Origin of the sequence: Halobaculum sp. CBA1158 (assembly GCF_021431925.1) — an archaeon.
Taxonomy (GTDB): Archaea; Halobacteriota; Halobacteria; order Halobacteriales; family Haloferacaceae; genus Halobaculum.
In genome coordinates, this window is the sequence record NZ_CP090371.1 from 2,261,363 (window position 1) to 2,279,125 (window position 17,763).

At 70.6% G+C, this 17,763-nt stretch carries 17 protein-coding genes; 8 read left to right on the top strand and 9 right to left on the bottom strand.

Features of this window, described 5'->3' with window-relative positions; all coding sequences use genetic code 11:
- Positions 1–36: 36 nt before the first annotated feature.
- Positions 37–450: a hypothetical protein gene (locus tag Hbl1158_RS11875; RefSeq protein ID WP_234297464.1), complete on the top strand. Its 414-nt coding sequence runs from the start codon at positions 37–39 to the stop codon at positions 448–450.
- Positions 451–575: 125 nt separating this feature from the next.
- The gene (locus Hbl1158_RS11880; RefSeq protein ID WP_234297465.1) at positions 576–776 is read left to right on the top strand and encodes a hypothetical protein; all 201 of its coding nucleotides are present in this window, start codon (positions 576–578) and stop codon (positions 774–776) included.
- Here Hbl1158_RS11880 and Hbl1158_RS11885 read toward each other — a convergent pair whose 3' ends face one another.
- The gene (locus tag Hbl1158_RS11885) at positions 777–1,409 is read right to left on the bottom strand and encodes a hypothetical protein (RefSeq protein WP_234297466.1); all 633 of its coding nucleotides are present in this window, start codon (positions 1,407–1,409) and stop codon (positions 777–779) included. It abuts the gene before it with no gap.
- A 257-nt stretch (positions 1,410–1,666) separates the two neighbouring features.
- Between Hbl1158_RS11885 and ileS the strand changes: the two genes are divergently transcribed.
- The 3 genes from ileS (at position 1,667) to Hbl1158_RS11900 (ending at position 5,966) form a co-directional block, all read left to right on the top strand.
- A complete protein-coding gene (gene ileS / locus Hbl1158_RS11890; RefSeq protein WP_234297467.1) occupies positions 1,667–4,840 on the top strand; it encodes an isoleucine--tRNA ligase in 3,174 nt (1,057 codons plus the stop codon).
- Positions 4,841–5,019: 179 nt separating this feature from the next.
- Entirely contained in the window at positions 5,020–5,424 is a 405-nt protein-coding gene (locus tag Hbl1158_RS11895) for a metalloregulator ArsR/SmtB family transcription factor (RefSeq protein WP_234297468.1), read from the top strand.
- 86 nt (positions 5,425–5,510) lie between these two features.
- Entirely contained in the window at positions 5,511–5,966 is a 456-nt protein-coding gene (locus tag Hbl1158_RS11900) for a low molecular weight phosphatase family protein (protein ID WP_255764211.1), read from the top strand.
- Between the two features lie 76 nt (positions 5,967–6,042).
- Here Hbl1158_RS11900 and Hbl1158_RS11905 read toward each other — a convergent pair whose 3' ends face one another.
- The 5 genes from Hbl1158_RS11905 to Hbl1158_RS11925 form a co-directional block, all read right to left on the bottom strand.
- Positions 6,043–6,483 (bottom strand): acyl-CoA thioesterase, encoded by a 441-nt coding sequence (locus Hbl1158_RS11905; protein ID WP_234297469.1) that lies wholly within the window; start codon positions 6,481–6,483, stop codon positions 6,043–6,045.
- A 136-nt stretch (positions 6,484–6,619) separates the two neighbouring features.
- Positions 6,620–7,861, bottom strand: a complete 1,242-nt coding sequence (locus tag Hbl1158_RS11910) for an anaerobic glycerol-3-phosphate dehydrogenase subunit C (protein ID WP_234299527.1) — start codon at positions 7,859–7,861, stop codon at positions 6,620–6,622.
- A gap of 164 nt (positions 7,862–8,025) precedes the next feature.
- A complete protein-coding gene (gene glpB, locus Hbl1158_RS11915; RefSeq protein ID WP_234297470.1) occupies positions 8,026–9,303 on the bottom strand; it encodes a glycerol-3-phosphate dehydrogenase subunit GlpB in 1,278 nt (425 codons plus the stop codon).
- A complete protein-coding gene (gene glpA / locus Hbl1158_RS11920; protein WP_234297471.1) occupies positions 9,293–11,086 on the bottom strand; it encodes an anaerobic glycerol-3-phosphate dehydrogenase subunit GlpA in 1,794 nt (597 codons plus the stop codon). Before glpA ends, glpB begins: the two co-directional genes overlap by 11 nt.
- Positions 11,087–11,187: 101 nt before the next feature.
- Entirely contained in the window at positions 11,188–12,366 is a 1,179-nt protein-coding gene (locus Hbl1158_RS11925) for an AAA family ATPase (protein WP_234297472.1), read from the bottom strand.
- Between the two features lie 218 nt (positions 12,367–12,584).
- Between Hbl1158_RS11925 and glpK the strand changes: the two genes are divergently transcribed.
- The 3 genes from glpK (at position 12,585) to Hbl1158_RS11940 (ending at position 16,123) form a co-directional block, all read left to right on the top strand.
- A complete protein-coding gene (glpK, locus tag Hbl1158_RS11930) occupies positions 12,585–14,117 on the top strand; it encodes a glycerol kinase GlpK (RefSeq protein ID WP_234297474.1) in 1,533 nt (510 codons plus the stop codon).
- Between the two features lie 3 nt (positions 14,118–14,120).
- The gene (locus Hbl1158_RS11935) at positions 14,121–15,197 is read left to right on the top strand and encodes a hypothetical protein (protein WP_234297475.1); all 1,077 of its coding nucleotides are present in this window, start codon (positions 14,121–14,123) and stop codon (positions 15,195–15,197) included.
- 206 nt (positions 15,198–15,403) lie between these two features.
- Positions 15,404–16,123: a molybdopterin-binding protein gene (locus tag Hbl1158_RS11940; RefSeq protein ID WP_234297476.1), complete on the top strand. Its 720-nt coding sequence runs from the start codon at positions 15,404–15,406 to the stop codon at positions 16,121–16,123.
- 18 nt (positions 16,124–16,141) lie between these two features.
- Here Hbl1158_RS11940 and Hbl1158_RS17190 read toward each other — a convergent pair whose 3' ends face one another.
- The 3 genes from Hbl1158_RS17190 to Hbl1158_RS11950 all read right to left on the bottom strand — a co-directional run bounded on the left by Hbl1158_RS17190 (position 16,142) and on the right by Hbl1158_RS11950 (position 17,729).
- Positions 16,142–16,270, bottom strand: coding sequence for a hypothetical protein (locus Hbl1158_RS17190; RefSeq protein WP_255764083.1), 129 nt, complete (start codon positions 16,268–16,270; stop codon positions 16,142–16,144).
- A gap of 132 nt (positions 16,271–16,402) precedes the next feature.
- Positions 16,403–17,200 (bottom strand): 5'/3'-nucleotidase SurE, encoded by a 798-nt coding sequence (locus Hbl1158_RS11945; RefSeq protein WP_234297477.1) that lies wholly within the window; start codon positions 17,198–17,200, stop codon positions 16,403–16,405.
- Between the two features lie 100 nt (positions 17,201–17,300).
- Positions 17,301–17,729: a PRC-barrel domain-containing protein gene (locus Hbl1158_RS11950; RefSeq protein WP_234297478.1), complete on the bottom strand. Its 429-nt coding sequence runs from the start codon at positions 17,727–17,729 to the stop codon at positions 17,301–17,303.
- Positions 17,730–17,763 lie beyond the last annotated feature (34 nt).

Consider the following 17,763-nt stretch of genomic DNA (forward strand, 5'->3'; position numbering starts at 1 on the left):
TTATCAACAACACCGACAGTCGGTGGTGATGAATCTATGACACGTGCGCTGAAAGGATCGGGATTCCTCGGCCTCGCGGTGATGATGGCCGTGGGGCTGCATCAGTTCGTGATACTGTCGGGCGGGAGCGCGGTCCCGCCGTGGATGATCGGGGGTCACGCCCACCTCGGCGTGCTGTCGATCCTCGCGATCGTGATGGGCTTTGCCGTCCCCGCCCTCGGCGTGACCGGGTCGCTGCGGACCGCAGTGACCGGCCTGTTCATCGCCGGCCAATGGGGGATCCCGGGGATCGTCTGGCTGGGCGAGGGGTTCGGCCTCACGTTCCTGATGCCGACAGGGTTCCTCTGGGGCGGCGCGCTGATCGTCTCGATGCTGATCATGCTCTACAAGTCGGTGACGGTGCCCGACGACGACGTCGGCGGTCCCGCGGCCGCGCCCGCCGACGACTGAGCTACCCGGAGATACGGCGTCCGGTCCCGTGAACACGGCGTCTGCTCCCGGAGACGAAGCGCGCGATCCCGGGTGACGGCGTCGGATCGCAATCGGTTTCAGCCGCCTTCTCGTCGCCACGCGCCATGTCAGAAGGGGCGTCCACGGCCTCGGCGGTCGCGTACCGATTCGGCATCCAACTCCCGGCCGTGCTCGTCGCCGCCGGCGCGGTCGGCGTCCTGTCGTTGTATTTCCTGACGGCCACGGCGGTCGTCGTCGGGGCGGCGCTGGGGCTCGCGACCGCCGCGGTCGTCGCCGGCGTCGCCGGCGTGATCGCGACTCGGTAGCTATCCGAGATCGATATCCGAATCCGCCAACAGCGACCGGATCGTCTCCTCCGGCGGCGCGCCCGGATTCACGCGTCGAGCGTACCACCGCAGCGCCGTCTCCAGCGTGTCCGTCGGGTCGCCGGCGGCGACGCGGAGCGTGTCGGTCTCCCCGCCGGCGGCGACCGCGAGCGCGAAGCCGTGGGGAGCCGCGAGCGCGTCGAGTTCCGTCGCGACCGCAGCCAGCGGGTCGTCGTGGTCGGCGTCGACCCCCTCGCCTCCGGTCGACTCCCCCCCGTCGGCCGAGTCGTCGCCGACGGCCGGACCGTCTCCGGTGGCTGACGGCTCCTCGGACCCCGAGATACCCGCGTCGGCGACGGGTCGGTCGTCCGTTCCGTTCGGCGCGGTGGACGACTCTGAGTCGTCGGCGCGTGCGGCGGCCGTGGTGATGACGTATCGGCCGTCGTCGGTCTCGTCGACGCCGTCGCGGTCGCGGATGTCGAGGTCCTCCGGGTCCATCACTCCCTCGCGACCCGGCGGTCCGTCGGCGTCCTCCGCGTCGCCGTCGGTCGGCTCCTCGCCGTCGACGCGGACCACGTCTCGAACCGGATCGTCGTGAGCGTCCTCGGATTCCGGGCCGTCTGCGTCGCTCATCGTCGAGCGGTTTCGGGGCCGGCGGTATCAACGCTCCCCCGTGGTTCTCACGGCTGAGAGCGCGGCGGGGTGGGGCGGCTCGGCCCTTCGGACCTCGCCGCCGTGGTCCGTGTGTCTCAGTCGTTCGCCTCGCTCACTCACGGGTCACTCCGTTCCCCGTTCGCTATCGCGGTCTCACTTCGTTCGACCGCGCACTCCTCCGACACACGCTCTGCCAGACCACCGACTTGATAACCTCCCGCCGGTTTCTCCCGTTCATGGACGACAGCGACATCTCGGACCAGTACACGCCGGAGGCGGTGGAGACCGCCGTCTCCGAGCGCTGGGACGAGACGAACGCCTACGAGGTGACGAAGGAGGCCCACGCCGACGACCCCTCGTTCTTCTTCGTCGACGGCCCGCCGTACACGACCGGGCAGATGCACCTGGGGACGGCCTGGAACAAGACCCTCAAGGACACCGTCATCCGGTACACCCGGATGCAGGGCCACGACGTGACCGACCGCCCCGGCTACGACATGCACGGGCTCCCCATCGAGACGAAAGTCGAGCAGGAACTCGGCTTCGACACCAAGCGAGACATCGAGGAGTTCGGCATGGAGAACTTCATCGACGAGTGCCGGGAGTTCGCCCTCAGGAACAGAGAGAACATGGACGAGGACTTCCGGTCCATCGGCGCGTGGATGGACTGGGACGACCCGTACCAGACCATCGAGCCGGAGTACATGGAGGCCGCCTGGTGGGCGCTCCGGCAGGTTCACGAGCGTGGACTCGTCGAGCAGGGCAAGCGTTCCATCTCGCAGTGTCCCCGGTGTGAGACCGCCATCGCCAACAACGAGGTCGAGTACGAGGAGATCGAGTCGCCGTCGATCTACGTGAAGTTCCCCCTCTCCGACCGCGAGGGGAGCCTCGTCATCTGGACGACGACCCCGTGGACCATCCCCGCGAACACCTTCGTCGCCGTCGGGAGCGACCTCACCTACCAGGAGGTCGAGGCGACGAGGGACGGACAGACGGAGACGCTGTTCCTCGCGGAGTCGACCGTCGAGGACGCCCTCCGCCGGGGCCGCTACGACGACTACGAGGTCGTCGCCGAGTATTCCGGCGACGAACTGGTCGGCTGGGAGTACGACCACCCGCTCGCCGAGGAGGTGCCCGACCACCCGAGCTTCGACGGCGCGGGAGAGGTCTACACCGCCGAGTACGTCGAGGCCGACCGCACGGGGCTGGTCCACTCCGCGCCCGGCCACGGCCAGGAGGACTTCGAGCGCGGCGAGGAACTCGGCCTGGAGTCGTTCTGTCCGGTCGGCGGCGACGGCGTCTACACCGAGGCGGCCGGGAAGTACGCCGGGGAGTTCGTCCGCGACGCCAACGACGACATCATCGCCGACCTCGACGCGGGAGGCCACCTGCTCGCCAGCGAGACCCACGAGCACAGCTACGGGCACTGCTGGCGGTGTGACACCCCCATCGTCTTCCTCGCGACCGACCAGTGGTTCATCCGGATCACCGAGATCAAAGACGAGCTGCTGGACAACATCGACGACGCCGAGTGGCACCCCCACTCCGCCCGAGAGGGCCGCTTCCGCAACTTCGTCGAGGAGGCACCCGACTGGAACGTCTCCCGGCAGCGTTACTGGGGCATTCCCCTCCCGATCTGGGTGCCCGAGGACGCCGAGACGTACGACGCTGACGAACTGATCGTCGTCGGCACGCGCGAGGAGCTCGCCGAGCGCGTCGACCAGGAGATCGACCCCGAGACGATCGACCTCCACCGCCCCTCGGTCGACGATCTGACCATCACCGAGGACGGGACCGTCTACGAGCGCGTCCCGGACGTGTTCGACGTGTGGTTCGACTCCTCGGTCGCCACCCTCGGAACGATCGGCTACCCGAGCGACGAGACGGACTTCGAGGAGCTGTGGCCCGCCGACCTCATCATCGAAGCACACGACCAGACCCGCGGGTGGTTCTGGTCGCAGCTCGGCATGGGCACCGCCGCGCTCGGGGAGTCCCCGTACGACGAAGTCCTGATGCACGGGTTCACGACGATGGGCGACGGCTCGAAGATGTCCAAGTCGAAGGGCAACATTGTCGAGCCCGAGGAGGCCATCGACGCCGCCGGCCGGGACCCCCTGCGGTGTTACCTCCTCAGCCACGAGCAGCAGGAGAAGAACCTCGCGTTCGAGTGGGACGGCCTCCACGAGATGCAGTCGACGCTGAACATCCTCTGGAACGTCTTCCGGTTCCCGCTGCCGTACATGCGGCTGGACGGCTACGATCCGGCCGAGCCCGACCCCGAATCGGCCGATCTGGAGGTCGTCGACGAGTGGGTGCTCTCGCGCTTGCAGACCGTCAAGGCCGAGATGGCCGACGCGTGGGAGGACTACGAGGTCGACGACGCGCTCAACGCCCTGCTCGACTTCGTCACGGGCGACGTGTCGCGCTTCTACGTGAAGGCGATCCGCGAGCGGATGTGGGAGGACGAGGACAGCGCCAGCAAGCGCGCCGCCTACGACACGATGGCGACCGTGCTCGGCGAGGTCACCCGGCTGCTTGCCCCGTACGCACCGTACCTCACCGAACGGATGTACCAGCACCTCGACGGCGAGGCGACGACGGTCCACCAGCTCGCGTACCCCGAGGTCGACGAGAACCTCCGCGACGAGCAGCTCGAAACCGACATGGCCGTCCTCCGGGACGTGGAGGAGGCGGCCGCGAACGCCCGACAGCGCGCCGAGCGCAAGCTCCGCTGGCCCGTCACCCGCGTCGTCGTCGAGAGCGGCGACGAGGCGACGCGCGACTCCGTTTCGAACCTCCGCGAGCTGCTTGCCGATCGCGTCAACAGTCGGTCGGTGGAGGTCGTCGACTCCTACGGCGAACTCGTCGAGGTCGCCGAGCCGGTGATGTCGGAGTTGGGTCCCGCCTTCGGCGGCGACGCCCAGGAGGTCATGGCGGCCATCGAGGGCGCGACCCGCACGGAACTGGAGGCGAGCGGCCGCCTCGCGGTCGAGGTCGCCGGCGAGGAGTACGAACTCGAGGAGGGGATGGTGACGTTCCACTCGCAGGCCCCCGAGGGCGTCGTGAGCGCCGAGTTCGACTCGGGGACCGTCTACGTCGACACCGAACTCACCGAGGACGTCGAGTCCGAGGGGTACGCGCGCGACGTGGTCCGCCGGATCCAGGAGATGCGAAAGGAGCTCGACCTCGACGTGGACGAGCGGATCCGCGTCTCGCTGGACGTCGCCGACGACCGCGTCGCCGACTTCGTCGACGAGCACCGCGAGTACGTCGCCGAGGAGACCCGCACCGACGCGTTCGTCGACCGGACGGCCGCCGACTTCGATCTCATCGAGGAGTGGACCGTCGAGGGCGTCGCAGTCACCATCGGCGTCGCGCGCGCCGAAGCGGAATCGCCCGCGGACGACTGACGCGGACGACCGACTGGCGGACGGCTGACGCCGGCACGGTGGACGCCGCGGCGGTGGGCTCCGCGTCCCCCCGCTCGGCCCGAAGCCACCGCAGCGTCTCACGCACTTTCTGGCGACGGGAACCGTCCCCGGAACCGTTCGACCGACACACTCATCTGAACAGTTTTACAATCGTTTGTATGGCAACGACAGATCGGTTGGAGCGCCTCATCACCGACGAGGTCGGCGAGTGCCGTGCGAGCGACGTCGACGACCGGCTCGACGACCTCCGCGCGCTGGAGGCGCGGGCCAGCGTCGCCGACGGCGACGAGTCCGCCGACCTCGACGCGCTGTCGGCGCTCAGGAGCGACACGCGCTACCGACTCGCGCGCCTGCTCGCCGCGGCCGACGGCGACCTGTGCGTCTGCGAGTTGGAGCCGCTGATGGACGTGAGTTCCTCGGCTGTCAGTCACGCGCTGTCGACGCTCGCGGACGCCGGCCTCCTCTCGCGCCGCAAGGAGGGGAAGTGGCGCTACTACGACGCCACCGAACGCGCGGACGCGGTGCTCGAGGCGCTGGATGCGACCCGCGGGGGAGACGCGTGAGCGACGACGGTGCGGACGCGGTCGGAGGCGGAACCGCCGACGCGGCGGACGCCGCCGCCGACCCCGTTCGCCTCGCGTTCGTCTGCGTGCAGAACGCCGGGCGCTCGCAGATGTCGTACGCGTTCGCGGAGCGCGAGGCCGATCGTCGCGGTCTCGGCGACCGCGTGCAACTGCTGACCGGCGGCACCCGCCCCGCCGACCGCGTCCATGACGAGGTGGTCGGCGCGATGGCCGAGGTCGGGATCGACGTGTCCGACCGCGCCCCGCGGGAGGTGACGGACGCCGAGTTGAACGCCTGCGACTACGTCGCGACGATGGGGTGTTCGACGCTCTCGCTTTCGGACTCCGTCGAGGCGCGCGACTGGGCGCTCGCCGACCCCGACGGGAAGTCCCCCGAGGCGGTCGCCGCGATCCGCGACGAGATCGAATCGCGGGTCGTCGCGCTGTTCGACGAGGTGTTCGGGAAGCGCGAGAGTCCGGACGCGACCTGTCGCGACGACGGGCGAGGAACGGCCCCGACCGACTCGCCGACCGACGACTGAGCCTGCCGACCGCGCCCCCTTCGTCCGATCGACTGACCCGCGTCGGCGACCGCTCCGTCGGTCTCGCGGCCGCCGGTCAGTCGTGCTCGCCGTCGAGCGCCTCCTCGCGGAGGTCGCGACCGCGGTCGGACTCGACTGTGATGTCCGGCACCTCGGTCGGGCGCATGTCGTCGTCGACGGCGACGAACACGAAGTACGACTCCGTCGTCTGCTCGCGCACGCCCGTCCGCGGGGCCTCGCGGTAGGCGCGAAGGCGCACCCGGACGGACGTGCGGCCGGTCGCGTACGCGTACGACTCGATGACGCAGATGTCCCCGCGGGGGACGGGTCGATCGAAGTCCAGCCGGTTGATCCGCGCGGTGACGCACGTCTCGCCGGCGTGGCGCATCGCCGACATCGCGCCGACCTCGTCCATCCACTTGGCGACGTTCCCTCCGTGGACGGTGCCGTAGTTGTTCGCGTCGTCGGGCTGCACGCGTTCGCGGTTCTCGATGTACGTGTCGCTGACCGTCGCCATGCGTGCGGGACGCGAGCGAGACGGGTATGCCTGTTCCCCGGGTCCAGTTCCGGTGCCGGTTCCGGTGTCGACGTGCCCGACCGCGTCCCCGTCTCAAGTCGGGATCCGACGGCAGTCGGACCCGACTGCGGGACCATCACACCTCCACGTCGGTGTCGACTAACGCCGCCTCCAGCACCTGCAGCGGGTGATCGATCTCGTAGCCGGTGCCGTGCTCCATCTGCATCGAGCAGGTCGGACACTCGGTCATGCCGGTCTCGCCTTCGGCGTGCTCCATGTGCTCGAACATCTCCTCGCCGATCTCCATCGAGTACTCGTACTTCTCCTCCTTCCAGCCGTAGGTCCCCGAGATCCCCGAGCAGGAGTCGCCCACGTCCTCGACGTTCACGCCGTCGAGGTGGCGGAACAGCTCGACCGCCTGGCGGTCGAGGCCCTGGTTCCGGGAGTGACACGGGGCGTGGTACGCGAAGTCGGGGATGTCGTGGTCGCCGGCGTCGACCTCGCTCAGCGGGTCGATCACGTTCTCGTTGATCAGCAGGTACTCCAGGGCGTCGTAGGTGTTGGCGGCGACCGTCTCGGTGCCCTCGAAGTCGAACAGCTCGGGGTACTCCTGTCGGAGCGCCATCGAACAGGAGGTACAGGAGGCGACCACGTCGTACCCCTGCTCGATGGCGTCGCCGAGGCTCTCGACGTTGACCTCCGCCGAGCGCCGGGCGTCGTCGAGCATCCCGTTGGCGAACATCGGCGTGCCCGAACAGCGCTGGTCGGGGACGAGGATCTCGTACCCGAACGCCTCGTACACGCGGACGAGCGCCTTCGCGACCTCGACGGTGTTGTAGTTGGCGTAGTCACCGTGGAAGTACGCGATCCGCTTGTCCTCGCTGTCGACTCTCGGTCCGCCCCGCTGCTTCCACCAGCTCCGGAACGTCTGGTCGGCGAACTCGGGGAAGTCGCGCTCGGCGGTGATGCCCAGCAGCTTCTCGTTGACTGTCTGGACCAGCGAGTTGCCCATGATCGCGTTCGTCAGCCGGGGCACCTTCGAGCCGAGCCCGGCGAGCGTGCCGTAGTTGGCGAGGATCCGGTTGCGGAGGTACTCCCGCGAGAGCGTCGGCTGCTGGTTCTCGACGTACTCCGCGCGGGCGGTGTTGTGCATCTGTGACAGCGGCACGTCCGAGGGACACGCCCCGTCACAGCGCATGCAGTTCGAACAGCCCGTGATCGAGTCGTCGATCTCGGTGTCCTCCTTGCGCTTGAGCCGCCATTGCTCGGGGCCCTGGAACTTCGGCCCCGGGAAGGAGTCGTCGACCTCCGCGACCGGGCAGGAGGTGTCACAGGAGGTGCACTTGTAACAGGAGTCCGCGCCGGGGCGGAGGTCCATGTCGGACCCCTCGAACACGTCGACGGGCTCGAACTCGCCGCCCGCGTCCGCGGCGGTGCCGCCGTCGGCGACGGGCTCCGCGCCGGCCGCCGTCCGCTGGTTCTCGTCACGCTCGCGGTCACAGCCGCAGTCGTCGTGGGTGTCGTGAGTGTCGTCCATGTCGGTCATACCTCCTCGGCCGCGGTGCGTCCCGCGACCGCTCCGGTGGCCAGCGAGACGCCGCTGGCCGACTTCTCGCGCGCCACGTCAGCGCCGCCGACGACGCCGCCGGCGGCCGTCAGGTTCTCGAACTCCGGGTCCCCGGCGGCGTCGAGCGGACGCGCCCGTCCGTCGATCCGGACGCCGAACCGGGCGAACGCGTGGTCGGCGAACGCGCCCGCCTCCGACCACGCCGTCCGGTCGTCCGGCTGGGGGACGTGACAGCCGAACAGGTCCTCGCGCGCGGCCTCGCGGCCGGAGTCGAGCCCTTTGCCGACTAGCCCGCCAGTCGCGAGGACGAACGCGCCCGCCGAGTACGGTATCCGCGCGCCGTTGCGGTCGATGGTCACCGACGCGATCCGACCGTCCGGGTCCGTCTCGAAGTCGACCACGGGCGTTCCGGTCGTCATCGACACGCCGGCCTCGTCGAGCGCCTCGAACAGTCGGTCGGAGAGCCGGATCCCCGGCAGGCTCGGCGGCCCCGTCGGCACCTCGAACACGTCGACGCCGAGGCGGTCGGACAGGTCCGCGCGTACCTCCTCGACGCGACCGTCGCCCAGCATCGCCGGGAAGCCGACGCGCCCGGCGTCGTCGAGGTGTGGACGCACGCGGTCGGCGAGCCGCTGCCGGGTCGTCCGCCCATCCCCTGCGTCCTCGTCTCTCTCCAGCGCGTGCGCCAACCGCGTCACGGCGGCGTCCGCGCGGTACTCCCCGGGGAACGCGATCGTCGTGCCCGCAACGGCGAACGGGACGCCCGCGGCCGAGAGGCGCTGTGCGGCGAGCGGCGCGTCGAAGTCCGTCGCGGCTTCGAAGCCCACGAGGAGCATCGGGCGCTCGTCGCTCGCGAGGCCGGGCGCGACGCTTCGCGGGTATCTGGCCGTCGGCTTCACCCGCCCCGAGGTCGTCGTCGCGAGCGCGTTGCGGTCGGTGTGACTCCCGCGGTACGGGTCGCCGACGGCGTCGTCGAACAGCGCCAGCCCCTCCCGGAGCGCGTCCCCCCCGAGGGTCCGATACGGGTGGGTCGACGGGAGGTCGTCGACGGCGTCGAACGGGTCCGCCGCCGGCGTCGCTCCCGCGTCCGGGTCCGGATAGCCGAGCGCGTCGACGAGGCCGCTCGCCTGCCGAAGCGTGCTCTCGTTCGCCGAGATCAGGTGGACGTGTGCGCCCTCCCGGGCGGCCGACAGCGCCGCCGTCGCGCCGGCGAGGCCGCCGCCGACGACGACCACGTCAGCCTCAATCGCCACCCGCGTCACCTCCCGGGTCGCGGGCGGGCACGCCGCCGTCGGCAGCCGCCGGTCCGGATTCCCCGTCGGCGTCGTCCGCGGTCGGGTCGTCCGCGGTCCCCTCGCCCGTCGCCGAGTCGGCCGCGCCCGCGTCGAACGCCGAGAAGTCCTCGGGCGTCGCCCCGTCGCGGTTGAACGTCGTCGCGTGCAGCAGGTGGTTGAGCATCGCCTGCGAGAGCTGTTCGCCCCACAGCGCGTGGCGCTGTCCCTTCCAGCGCTCCTGCCACAGCTCGTCGAGCGCGGCGTCGACGGTCGGGCGGTCGAACGCCTCGTCGGCGTCGTGGAGCTCGTTCGCCATCCGGTGGGCACAGAAGCCGCCCTGGCAGTTGCCCATCGACGCGCGGGTCCGCAGGCGGACCGCATTCAGGTCCGACCCCGAGCCGTCGATGGCGTCCCGGAGTTCCGCGCGGGTAACGGCCTCGCACTGGCAGACGACCGGATTCGGCTCGTCGGTGTCGAGCACCTCGTCGGCGCGGGAGCCGAGCCGCTGGACGCTCCGGCGTCCGATCGGCGAGCGCAGGCCGAACTCGTCCATGTAGTCGCGCAGCACCGAGAAGTCCTCGCTGCCGGGAAGGGGTCGGTCCGCCGTGGTGCACTCGGCGTTCACGCCGAGGAGGTCGCAGACGTGATCGGAGATCTGCTCGGCCATCAGGCGGTAGGTGGTGAACTTCCCGCCGACGATGGAGGTCATCCCCGGCAGGTCGTCGCGCTCGGCGTGATCCAGCAGGAAGAAGTCGCGCGTGATGTCGGTGGGGTCCTCTGTGCCGGTGCCCGGCGGCTCGTACAGCGGGCGCACGCCCCAGTACGAGCGGATGGTGCGCGCGTCCTCGAGCATCGGCACCAGCTTCGACAGCTCCTCGATCATCAGGTCGACCTCCCACGCCTCCTCGGGGTAGTCCTCGGGGTCGTCGACCTCCTCGTCCGTCGTCCCCAGGATGCAGGTGGTCTCGTGGGGGACCACGATGTCGGCGTCGCCCTTCGGCTTGCACCGGTTGATCACCGTGTCGACCTCGCGGACGTTCATCACCGTCATCACCCCCTTGCTCGGCCGCACCTCCACGTCGACGCCGGCCATGTCGCCGACGCGGCCCGCCCACGCGCCCGTCGCGTTGACGACGTGGTCGGCGCGTATCTCCTCGGTGCCGCCCTCGCGACCGTGGATCCGGTTCCCCGACCCCGATTCGTGGGTCACCTCGCACCCGACGACCTCGCCGTCCTCGACGAGCACGTCGGTGACGGGCGAGTGCGTCTCGATACGCGCGCCGTGTGCCTCGGCGTCGGCGGCGTTCGCGACGCACAGGCGGAAGGGGTCGACCGCGCCGTCGGGAACCCGGATCGCCTTGTCGATGTCGCCCGCGAGGAACGGCTCCGCCTCGCGGGCCTCCTCGGCGGTGAGCACCTCCGCGGGAATGCCGCAGTCGCGACACCCCTCCAGCTTCTCCCGAAAGTACTCCTCGGTGTCCTCCGGGCGCTTGACGAACAGCCCGCCCGTCAGCTCGACGCAGTGGCTCGCGATGTCGCGCAACACCCGGTTCTCCTCGATACACTCCCGGGCGCTGGCCTGGTCGGAGACGGCGTAGCGTCCGCCGCTGTGAAGCAGCCCGTGCATCCGCCCCGTCGTCCCGTGTGTGAGGTTGCCCTGTTCGACGAGCGTCACGTCGACCCCGCGGGTGGCCAGATCGCGCGCCACGCCGCAGCCGGTCGAGCCGCCGCCGATCACGAGCACCTCCGTCCGGTCGCTCATAGTATGACTCCGTGTATCACACCCCACGGACGCCGGGAGTATTACGCTATCGATCACCCCCTAGTGATCGTAGATAACAGTTCACCGACGGTACCGCGGATTCAGGCGGGGACCTCCTCCACCTTCCGCCGGACGAGCCGACGGAACGCGAGCGTCGGGAACCGGGGATCGATCCGGCTCGGCGGCCGTCCCGGACCGTCCGTGCCCTCGACGCGCACGCGCTCGACGACGCCCGTCTCCGCGAGTTCGTAGAGGAACCGCTCGACCGTCGAGGCCGTCAGGTCCATCCGATCGGCGATCCGGGCGGCGCAGTCGCCGACGGGCGCGCGCTCGGCCGGATCCAGGTCGACCAGGTGCGCCAGCGTCCGCACCCGGTTCGTCGGGAGCGCGAGCACGCGCCCGAGCGGGACGCACGGCCACGGGACCGCCGCCATCCCCGCGTCGACGGCGTCGTCGCCGACGCCGTCCTCGCCCGCGCGGGAGGCGACCTCGACCGCCCCGAGCAGCGCCGACAGCGCGATCCCCGCGTTTCCTTCGGCCCACTCCGCGAGCCGGCGAACCGCGCCGTGAGCGAGCGCGCCCTGTCCCAGTCCCGCGTCCGCGCGGGTCGCGAGCAGGTCGGTCAGCGCCGCCCGGGAGTACGGCTCGACGCCGATCGCCTCCGTGCCCGTCGGGAGGTCCGCGTCCTCGGGCGACGTGCGGCCGATCGCGAGCCAGGCGAACGCCCCGTCGACGGCGTCGAGGCGCTCGGCGACGGTCCGCGCGTCGACGGTCTCCGGTTCGCCCACGTGGTCGGCGACGACCACGACGGGACCCGTGCCCCGCACCTGTCGCTCCAGCCGATCGCGGAGTTCGTCGGTGCCGACGCCGCGCCGTGGCACCGGCTCGGCGGTCAGCGCGTCGAGCACCGCGTGGAGGAACTCGAACGTCGAGTCCGCGCGCCGGAGGTCGACCCGGACGAACGAGACGCCCGGGGCGCTGGCCCCGCGAGTTGTCGTGTAGAGGGCGTCGCCTGTCGAGGACAGCGACTCCGAGAGCCGGTCCGCGAGCGCGACGGTCACCGCGGACTTCCCGACTCCCCCCGGCCCGTGGAGGTAGCCGTTCGGCGGCGTCCGTCCGTCGAAGACGGGATCGAAGTGGTCGAGCAGTCGCTCGACGAGCGAGCCGCGGCCGACCGGCTCCTCGGGGTGCCAGACGGGGCTCAGCGGCTCCTCCTCGAGCACGACGCGCTGACGGTCACCGGTACGCTGTCTGCGTGCGATCCTGTCCTCGATGTCCATGAGTCGTTGGCGTCGGACGGCGCGCCCGCCGGCGTGCCGCCGTTCGTGCGCCGTCTACGGGGGCGGGGGTTCTAATCGTCTCGGAACCGTCAGTCGAGGCCGGTCTCGTCATTGTTTACTCTCACTACCCTGTCCGTTAGTAACGTTTATAATAGTTCACTATGTTACTGAGTAGCGAGGGAACTCGTGGGAGCGAGCCCGACACGGAGGACACACGAATGGCCAACACGTACGTCGGCGCGATCGATCAGGGAACGACCGGGACGCGGTTCATGGTGTTCGACCACGCGGGACAGGTCGTCGCCAACGCGTACCGGACGCACGAACAGATCTATCCCGAACCCGGGTGGGTCGAACACGACCCGACGGAGATATGGGAGAACACGAAGGCGGTCGTCACCGCGGGGCTCGAGGAGGCGGGCCTCGACGCGACCCAGTTGGAGGCGCTCGGGATCACGAACCAACGCGAGACGACGGTCGTCTGGGACGAGGCGACCGGCAGGCCCGTCCACAACGCGCTCGTGTGGCAGGACCGTCGGACGACCGATCGAATCGAGGAGCTGGAGGCCGAGGACAAGATCGAGTGGATCCGCGAGACGACCGGACTCGAGGCCGACGCGTACTTCTCGGCGACGAAGACGGAGTGGATCCTCGACAACGCCGAGCCGCTGAAGCTGCAGGCGTCCCGGAGCGAGGACGTTCGCGACCGCGCCGAACACGGCGAGCTCCTGATGGGCACCATCGATAGCTGGCTCATCTACAACCTGACGGGCGAGCACATCACCGACGTGACGAACGCCTCGCGGACGATGCTGTACGACATCCGCGGGCTGGAGTGGGACGACGACCTCCTCGCGGAGTTTCGCGTCCCCGAGTCGATGCTTCCGGAGGTGCGCCCCTCCTCCGACGAGGCGTACTACGGCCACACCGATCCCGACGGGTTCCTCGGGGCGGAGGTGCCGGTCGCGGGCGCGCTGGGCGACCAACAGGCGGCGATGTTCGGCCAGACGTGCTTCGACGCCGGCGACGCGAAGAACACCTACGGCACCGGCTCCTTTTACCTGATGAACACGGGCACCGAGGCGGTCGAGTCCGACCACGGCCTGCTCACGACGATCGGCTTCCAACTGTCCGGCGAGCCGGTGCAGTACGCGCTGGAGGGGTCGATCTTCGTCACCGGCGCGGCCATCGAGTGGCTGGAGGACGTGGACCTGATCAACAACGCCGCCCAGACGGCCGAGCTCGCTCGATCGGTCGACTCAACCGACGGCGTGTACATGGTCCCGGCGTTCACCGGCCTGGGCGCGCCCCACTGGGACGGTCGCGCCCGCGGCACCATCGTCGGCATGACCCGAGGGACGCGCAAGGAGCACGTCGTCCGCGCGACGCTGGAGTCGATCGCGTATCAGACGCGCGACGTGGCCGAGGCGATGGAGGCCGACTCCGGCGTCGAGACCACGAGCCTGCGCGTCGACGGCGGCGCTGTGAAGAACAACTTCCTGTGTCAGCTCCAGTCGGACATCATCCAGACGGACATCGCCCGCCCGCAGGTCGACGAGACGACCGCGCTCGGCTCGGCGTACGCCGCCGGGCTCGCGGTCGGCTACTGGGACTCCGTCGACGACCTGCGCGAGAACTGGCAGGTCGACCGGGAGTTCTCCCCGGAGATGGACGCGGACGACGCCGACCGGATGTACGGTCGCTGGGACGACGCGGTCGAGCGCTCGCTGGACTGGGCGAGGGAGGACTGACCGATGACCGAGCTGCTCCTGCAGGTACCCCTGCTCGGGATGGAGTGGGAGACGTTCCTGCTGCTGTTCATCACGGCGCTCGCCGGCGGGGCGTTCGGCGCGGCCATCGGCGCGCTCCCCTCGTTCATCTTCACGGGCTTCGTCGTGTTTCTCGGCGAGGGGCTCGCGATACTCCAGCGGGAGATCGGCACGCTCCCGAACGTCAACGGCGGCGAACTCGCCGCCGGCGTGACCGGCGTGATCGGCTTCGGCGCGGTCACGGGCCCGCACATCGCCTTCGCCGGCGGCGTCGCCGCCTCGGCGTACGCGGGCAAGAAGTACCCCGAGATGGAGCCCGAGGGATGGGACTACCACTTCGGGAAGAACATCCTGTACGCGTTCGGCACCAAGCCGGACATCCTCGCGGTCGGCGCGGTCTTCGGCCTCCTGGGGATGCTCATCAATCAGGTCGGCGCGGCCGTCGGCACCCCCACCGACACGATCGCGCTGTCGGTCGTGCTCACGGCGCTGATCGCCCGCGTCGCGTTCGACTACCCGCTCGTCGGGACGGCCGCCGGCGGGAGCCTGTTCGACATGACGCCGTTCGAGCGCGAGGAGCCTCGCGCCGTCGGCGACGGCGGCGAGGTGCCCGAGGAGCACGCCGGTCGCCTCGCGACCGAGCCGTGGCTGCCACACCAGTACAAGTGGGGCGGCGTGGCCGCGATCGGCCTCGTCGGCGGCATCCTCGGCGGCTACATCTGGATCCGGACCGGGAGCATCTTCCTGGGCTACGCCATCTCGGCGATGAGCCTGCTGTTCCTCCAGTTGGGCGTCGAGAACATTCCGGTGACCCACCACATCACCCTGATCGGGGCGGTCGGCGCGGTCGTCGTCGACCCCGTCGCCGGGAGCGTCGTCGCGCTGCTGGCGGCGGGCGCGTTCGGCGTCGCCAGCGGCCTGCTCGGCGAGGTGACCCAGCGGCTCCTGTACGCCCACTCGGGGACCCACGTCGACCCGCCCGCGATGGCCATCGCGATCGCGATGCTCGTCGTCGCCGTGCTGGCGCTGTTCGGCGTGCTTCCCAACGCGGGCTATCTCTGAGTAGCCCCCCGCAGTATCCCATTTTTCGAGCTCCTTCACCGCCGACCGCACGGGCGACGCATCCCTCACGGACCGTCCGGGCGACCCACCCCTCACGGACCGCCCGGGCGACGCATCCCTCGCCGACTGCGTCCGCCACGGACCGCGTCGGCGACGACGCGGGCTCGCCGCCGAACTTAAGCCCGCGACAGCCGTCGGGTCCGTCGATGCACGTCGCGCTCGTCACCGTCGGCGACGAACTGCTCGCGGGCGACACCGTGAACACGAACGCCTCGTGGCTCGGCGAGCGCCTCACCGCCCGCGGCGTCGCCGTCGAGCGCGTCACGACCGTCCCGGACCGCGTCGGCGACATCGCGGCCGTCGTTAGCGAGTACCGCGACGCCTACGACGCCGTGCTCGTCACCGGCGGGGTCGGTCCGACCCACGACGACGTGACGATGGACGGCGTCGCCGCCGCGGTCGGCGTCGACCTCGTCTCCAACGGCGAGGCGCTGGCGTATCTCACCGATCACGGGGGGTACGCCGCCGAGGACCTTACCGAGGGCACGACCCACCTCCCCGCCGGCGCGCGCGTCGTCCACAACGAGGTCGGCGTCGCGCCCGGCTGCGTGATCGACTCGGTGTACGTGTTCCCCGGCGTGCCCGCGGAGCTCCACGCGATGTTCGAGTCGGTCGCCGACGAGTTCGCCGGCGAGGAGCCGCACACCGCCGTCGTGGAGACGCCGGAGCCGGAGTCGCGCCTGCTCGACCGGCTCGCCGAGGTGCGCGAGCGCTACGACGTGGCCGTCGGCTCGTATCCCGGCGAGCACGTCCGAGTGAAATTCACGGCCACCGACGAGGCGCTCGTCGAGGAGGCGGCCGCGTGGTTCCGCGAGCGCGTCGAGTCGGTCGACGGCGGCGACGACAGCGGCGACGCCGCCGAGTGACGTGCGCGTCCGCGACGCTCAGCGGTAGAGGTACGCCAGCCAGCCGGCTGTGATCAGGAGACTGACGACCAGCACGACGACCGCGACGGGCGTCGTCGGCAGCGCGACCTCGGCACCGGACTGGGCGAGGATCGAAACCGGATTCATGTCCGTGGCTGCGGGCGAACGGGGTATAAACGTGTATATCCCTCGCGGCGACGGCGGTGGTGGCGATGCCGCCGGTGACCGCGTCGGCAACGGCGACGACGACGCGCCGGGATCGGCGACGCAATCGGCGACCTATTCGTAGTCGGCGGCCAGTCCGTCGAGCGCCTCGTGGTGTCTGACCGAGTGGGGCGCAGTCAGCGGCGACACCGACACGCGTCCCTCGACGATGGCTCGACGGTCGGTGCCGACCGGGTCCGGGATGTCGCCCTCGAGCATCCGGTCCCAGGTGCGATCGAGCAGTTCCACGCGGTCGCCGTCGCGCTCGGCGGTCATGTCGTACAGCGTCGAGGGGCGGGTCACCTCCATGCGCGCGGGGGCGTCGTCGCCGGCGTCCCACGGCGCGTTCACGTTCAGGTAGTCGGCCTCCTCGAACACGCCGGCCTCGGTGGCGCGCTCGGCGAGGTAGCCGGCGGCCGCGACCGCGCCGCGGTAGTCGTCGGCGTCGGTCGCCTTCTCGCGCCAGGCGTCGCCGGTGCCGCCGGGGACGTACAGCGACACCGCCATCGCGGGCACGCCGAAGAAGGCCGCCTCGACCGCCGCCGAGACCGTGCCCGAGCGCCCGAGGACGTACGCCCCGATGTTCGCGCCCTTGTTACAGCCGGCGACGACCATGTCGGCGTCGGGACACAGCGACCCCAGTCCGACGACGGTGCAGTCGGCCGGCGTCCCCTCGATGGCGTAGCCGAGTTCGTGCTCGCGGACCTCGACGCCCCCCGAGAGCGCCCGCCCGACCGCCGACTGATCGTCGGCGGGCGCGACCCCGACCACCTCGCCCAGTTCCGCCAGTTCGTCGTACAACGCGCGAAACCCGGGGCTGTCGATGCCGTCGTCGTTCGTCAACAGGAACCTGGGTCCGTCGCTTGCGCTCATCGTCCATCGCTGGGACGGCGGGTGCAAAAGCGCGCCGCTCCTCGGTCGTTCGGTCTCCGGTGTGAGTCGGGCGGTCGCCGCGCGACCCGAGCCACGCGACTCAGACGATGGGATCGTCGTCCGCGGCGTCGTCGTCGCGGGGTGAGTCCGTTCGGCCGCCGGCGGAGCCCTCGCGTGCGTCGCCGTCCGGTGCCTCCGCCCCGAGGCCCGCATCGCCGTCCACGTCGGGACCGGCGTCGCCGCCTCGGTCGCGCGACCCCGGGAGCGGGAACGCCGCCTCGCGCGCGGAGATGCGTAACACGACCGCGTCGTTGACGCCCCTGACGTAGCGGAACGGGATCGTGAGTCCCGCCGACTCGCTCGGGAGCGTTCCCAGCGTCCGGCGCTCGACGTCCGCGAGCGCGAGCGACACCTCGCCGGCGTCCATGAGGTCGACGACCACGTCGACGACTCGGCCGACGCGCTCGCCGTCGGCGGTGTACACCTGCTTGTCCGCGAGCGCGGTGACCGGGGTGGAGTCGGACGCCATGACGGTCGAACGCTTCGCCGCCTGTCACTTAACG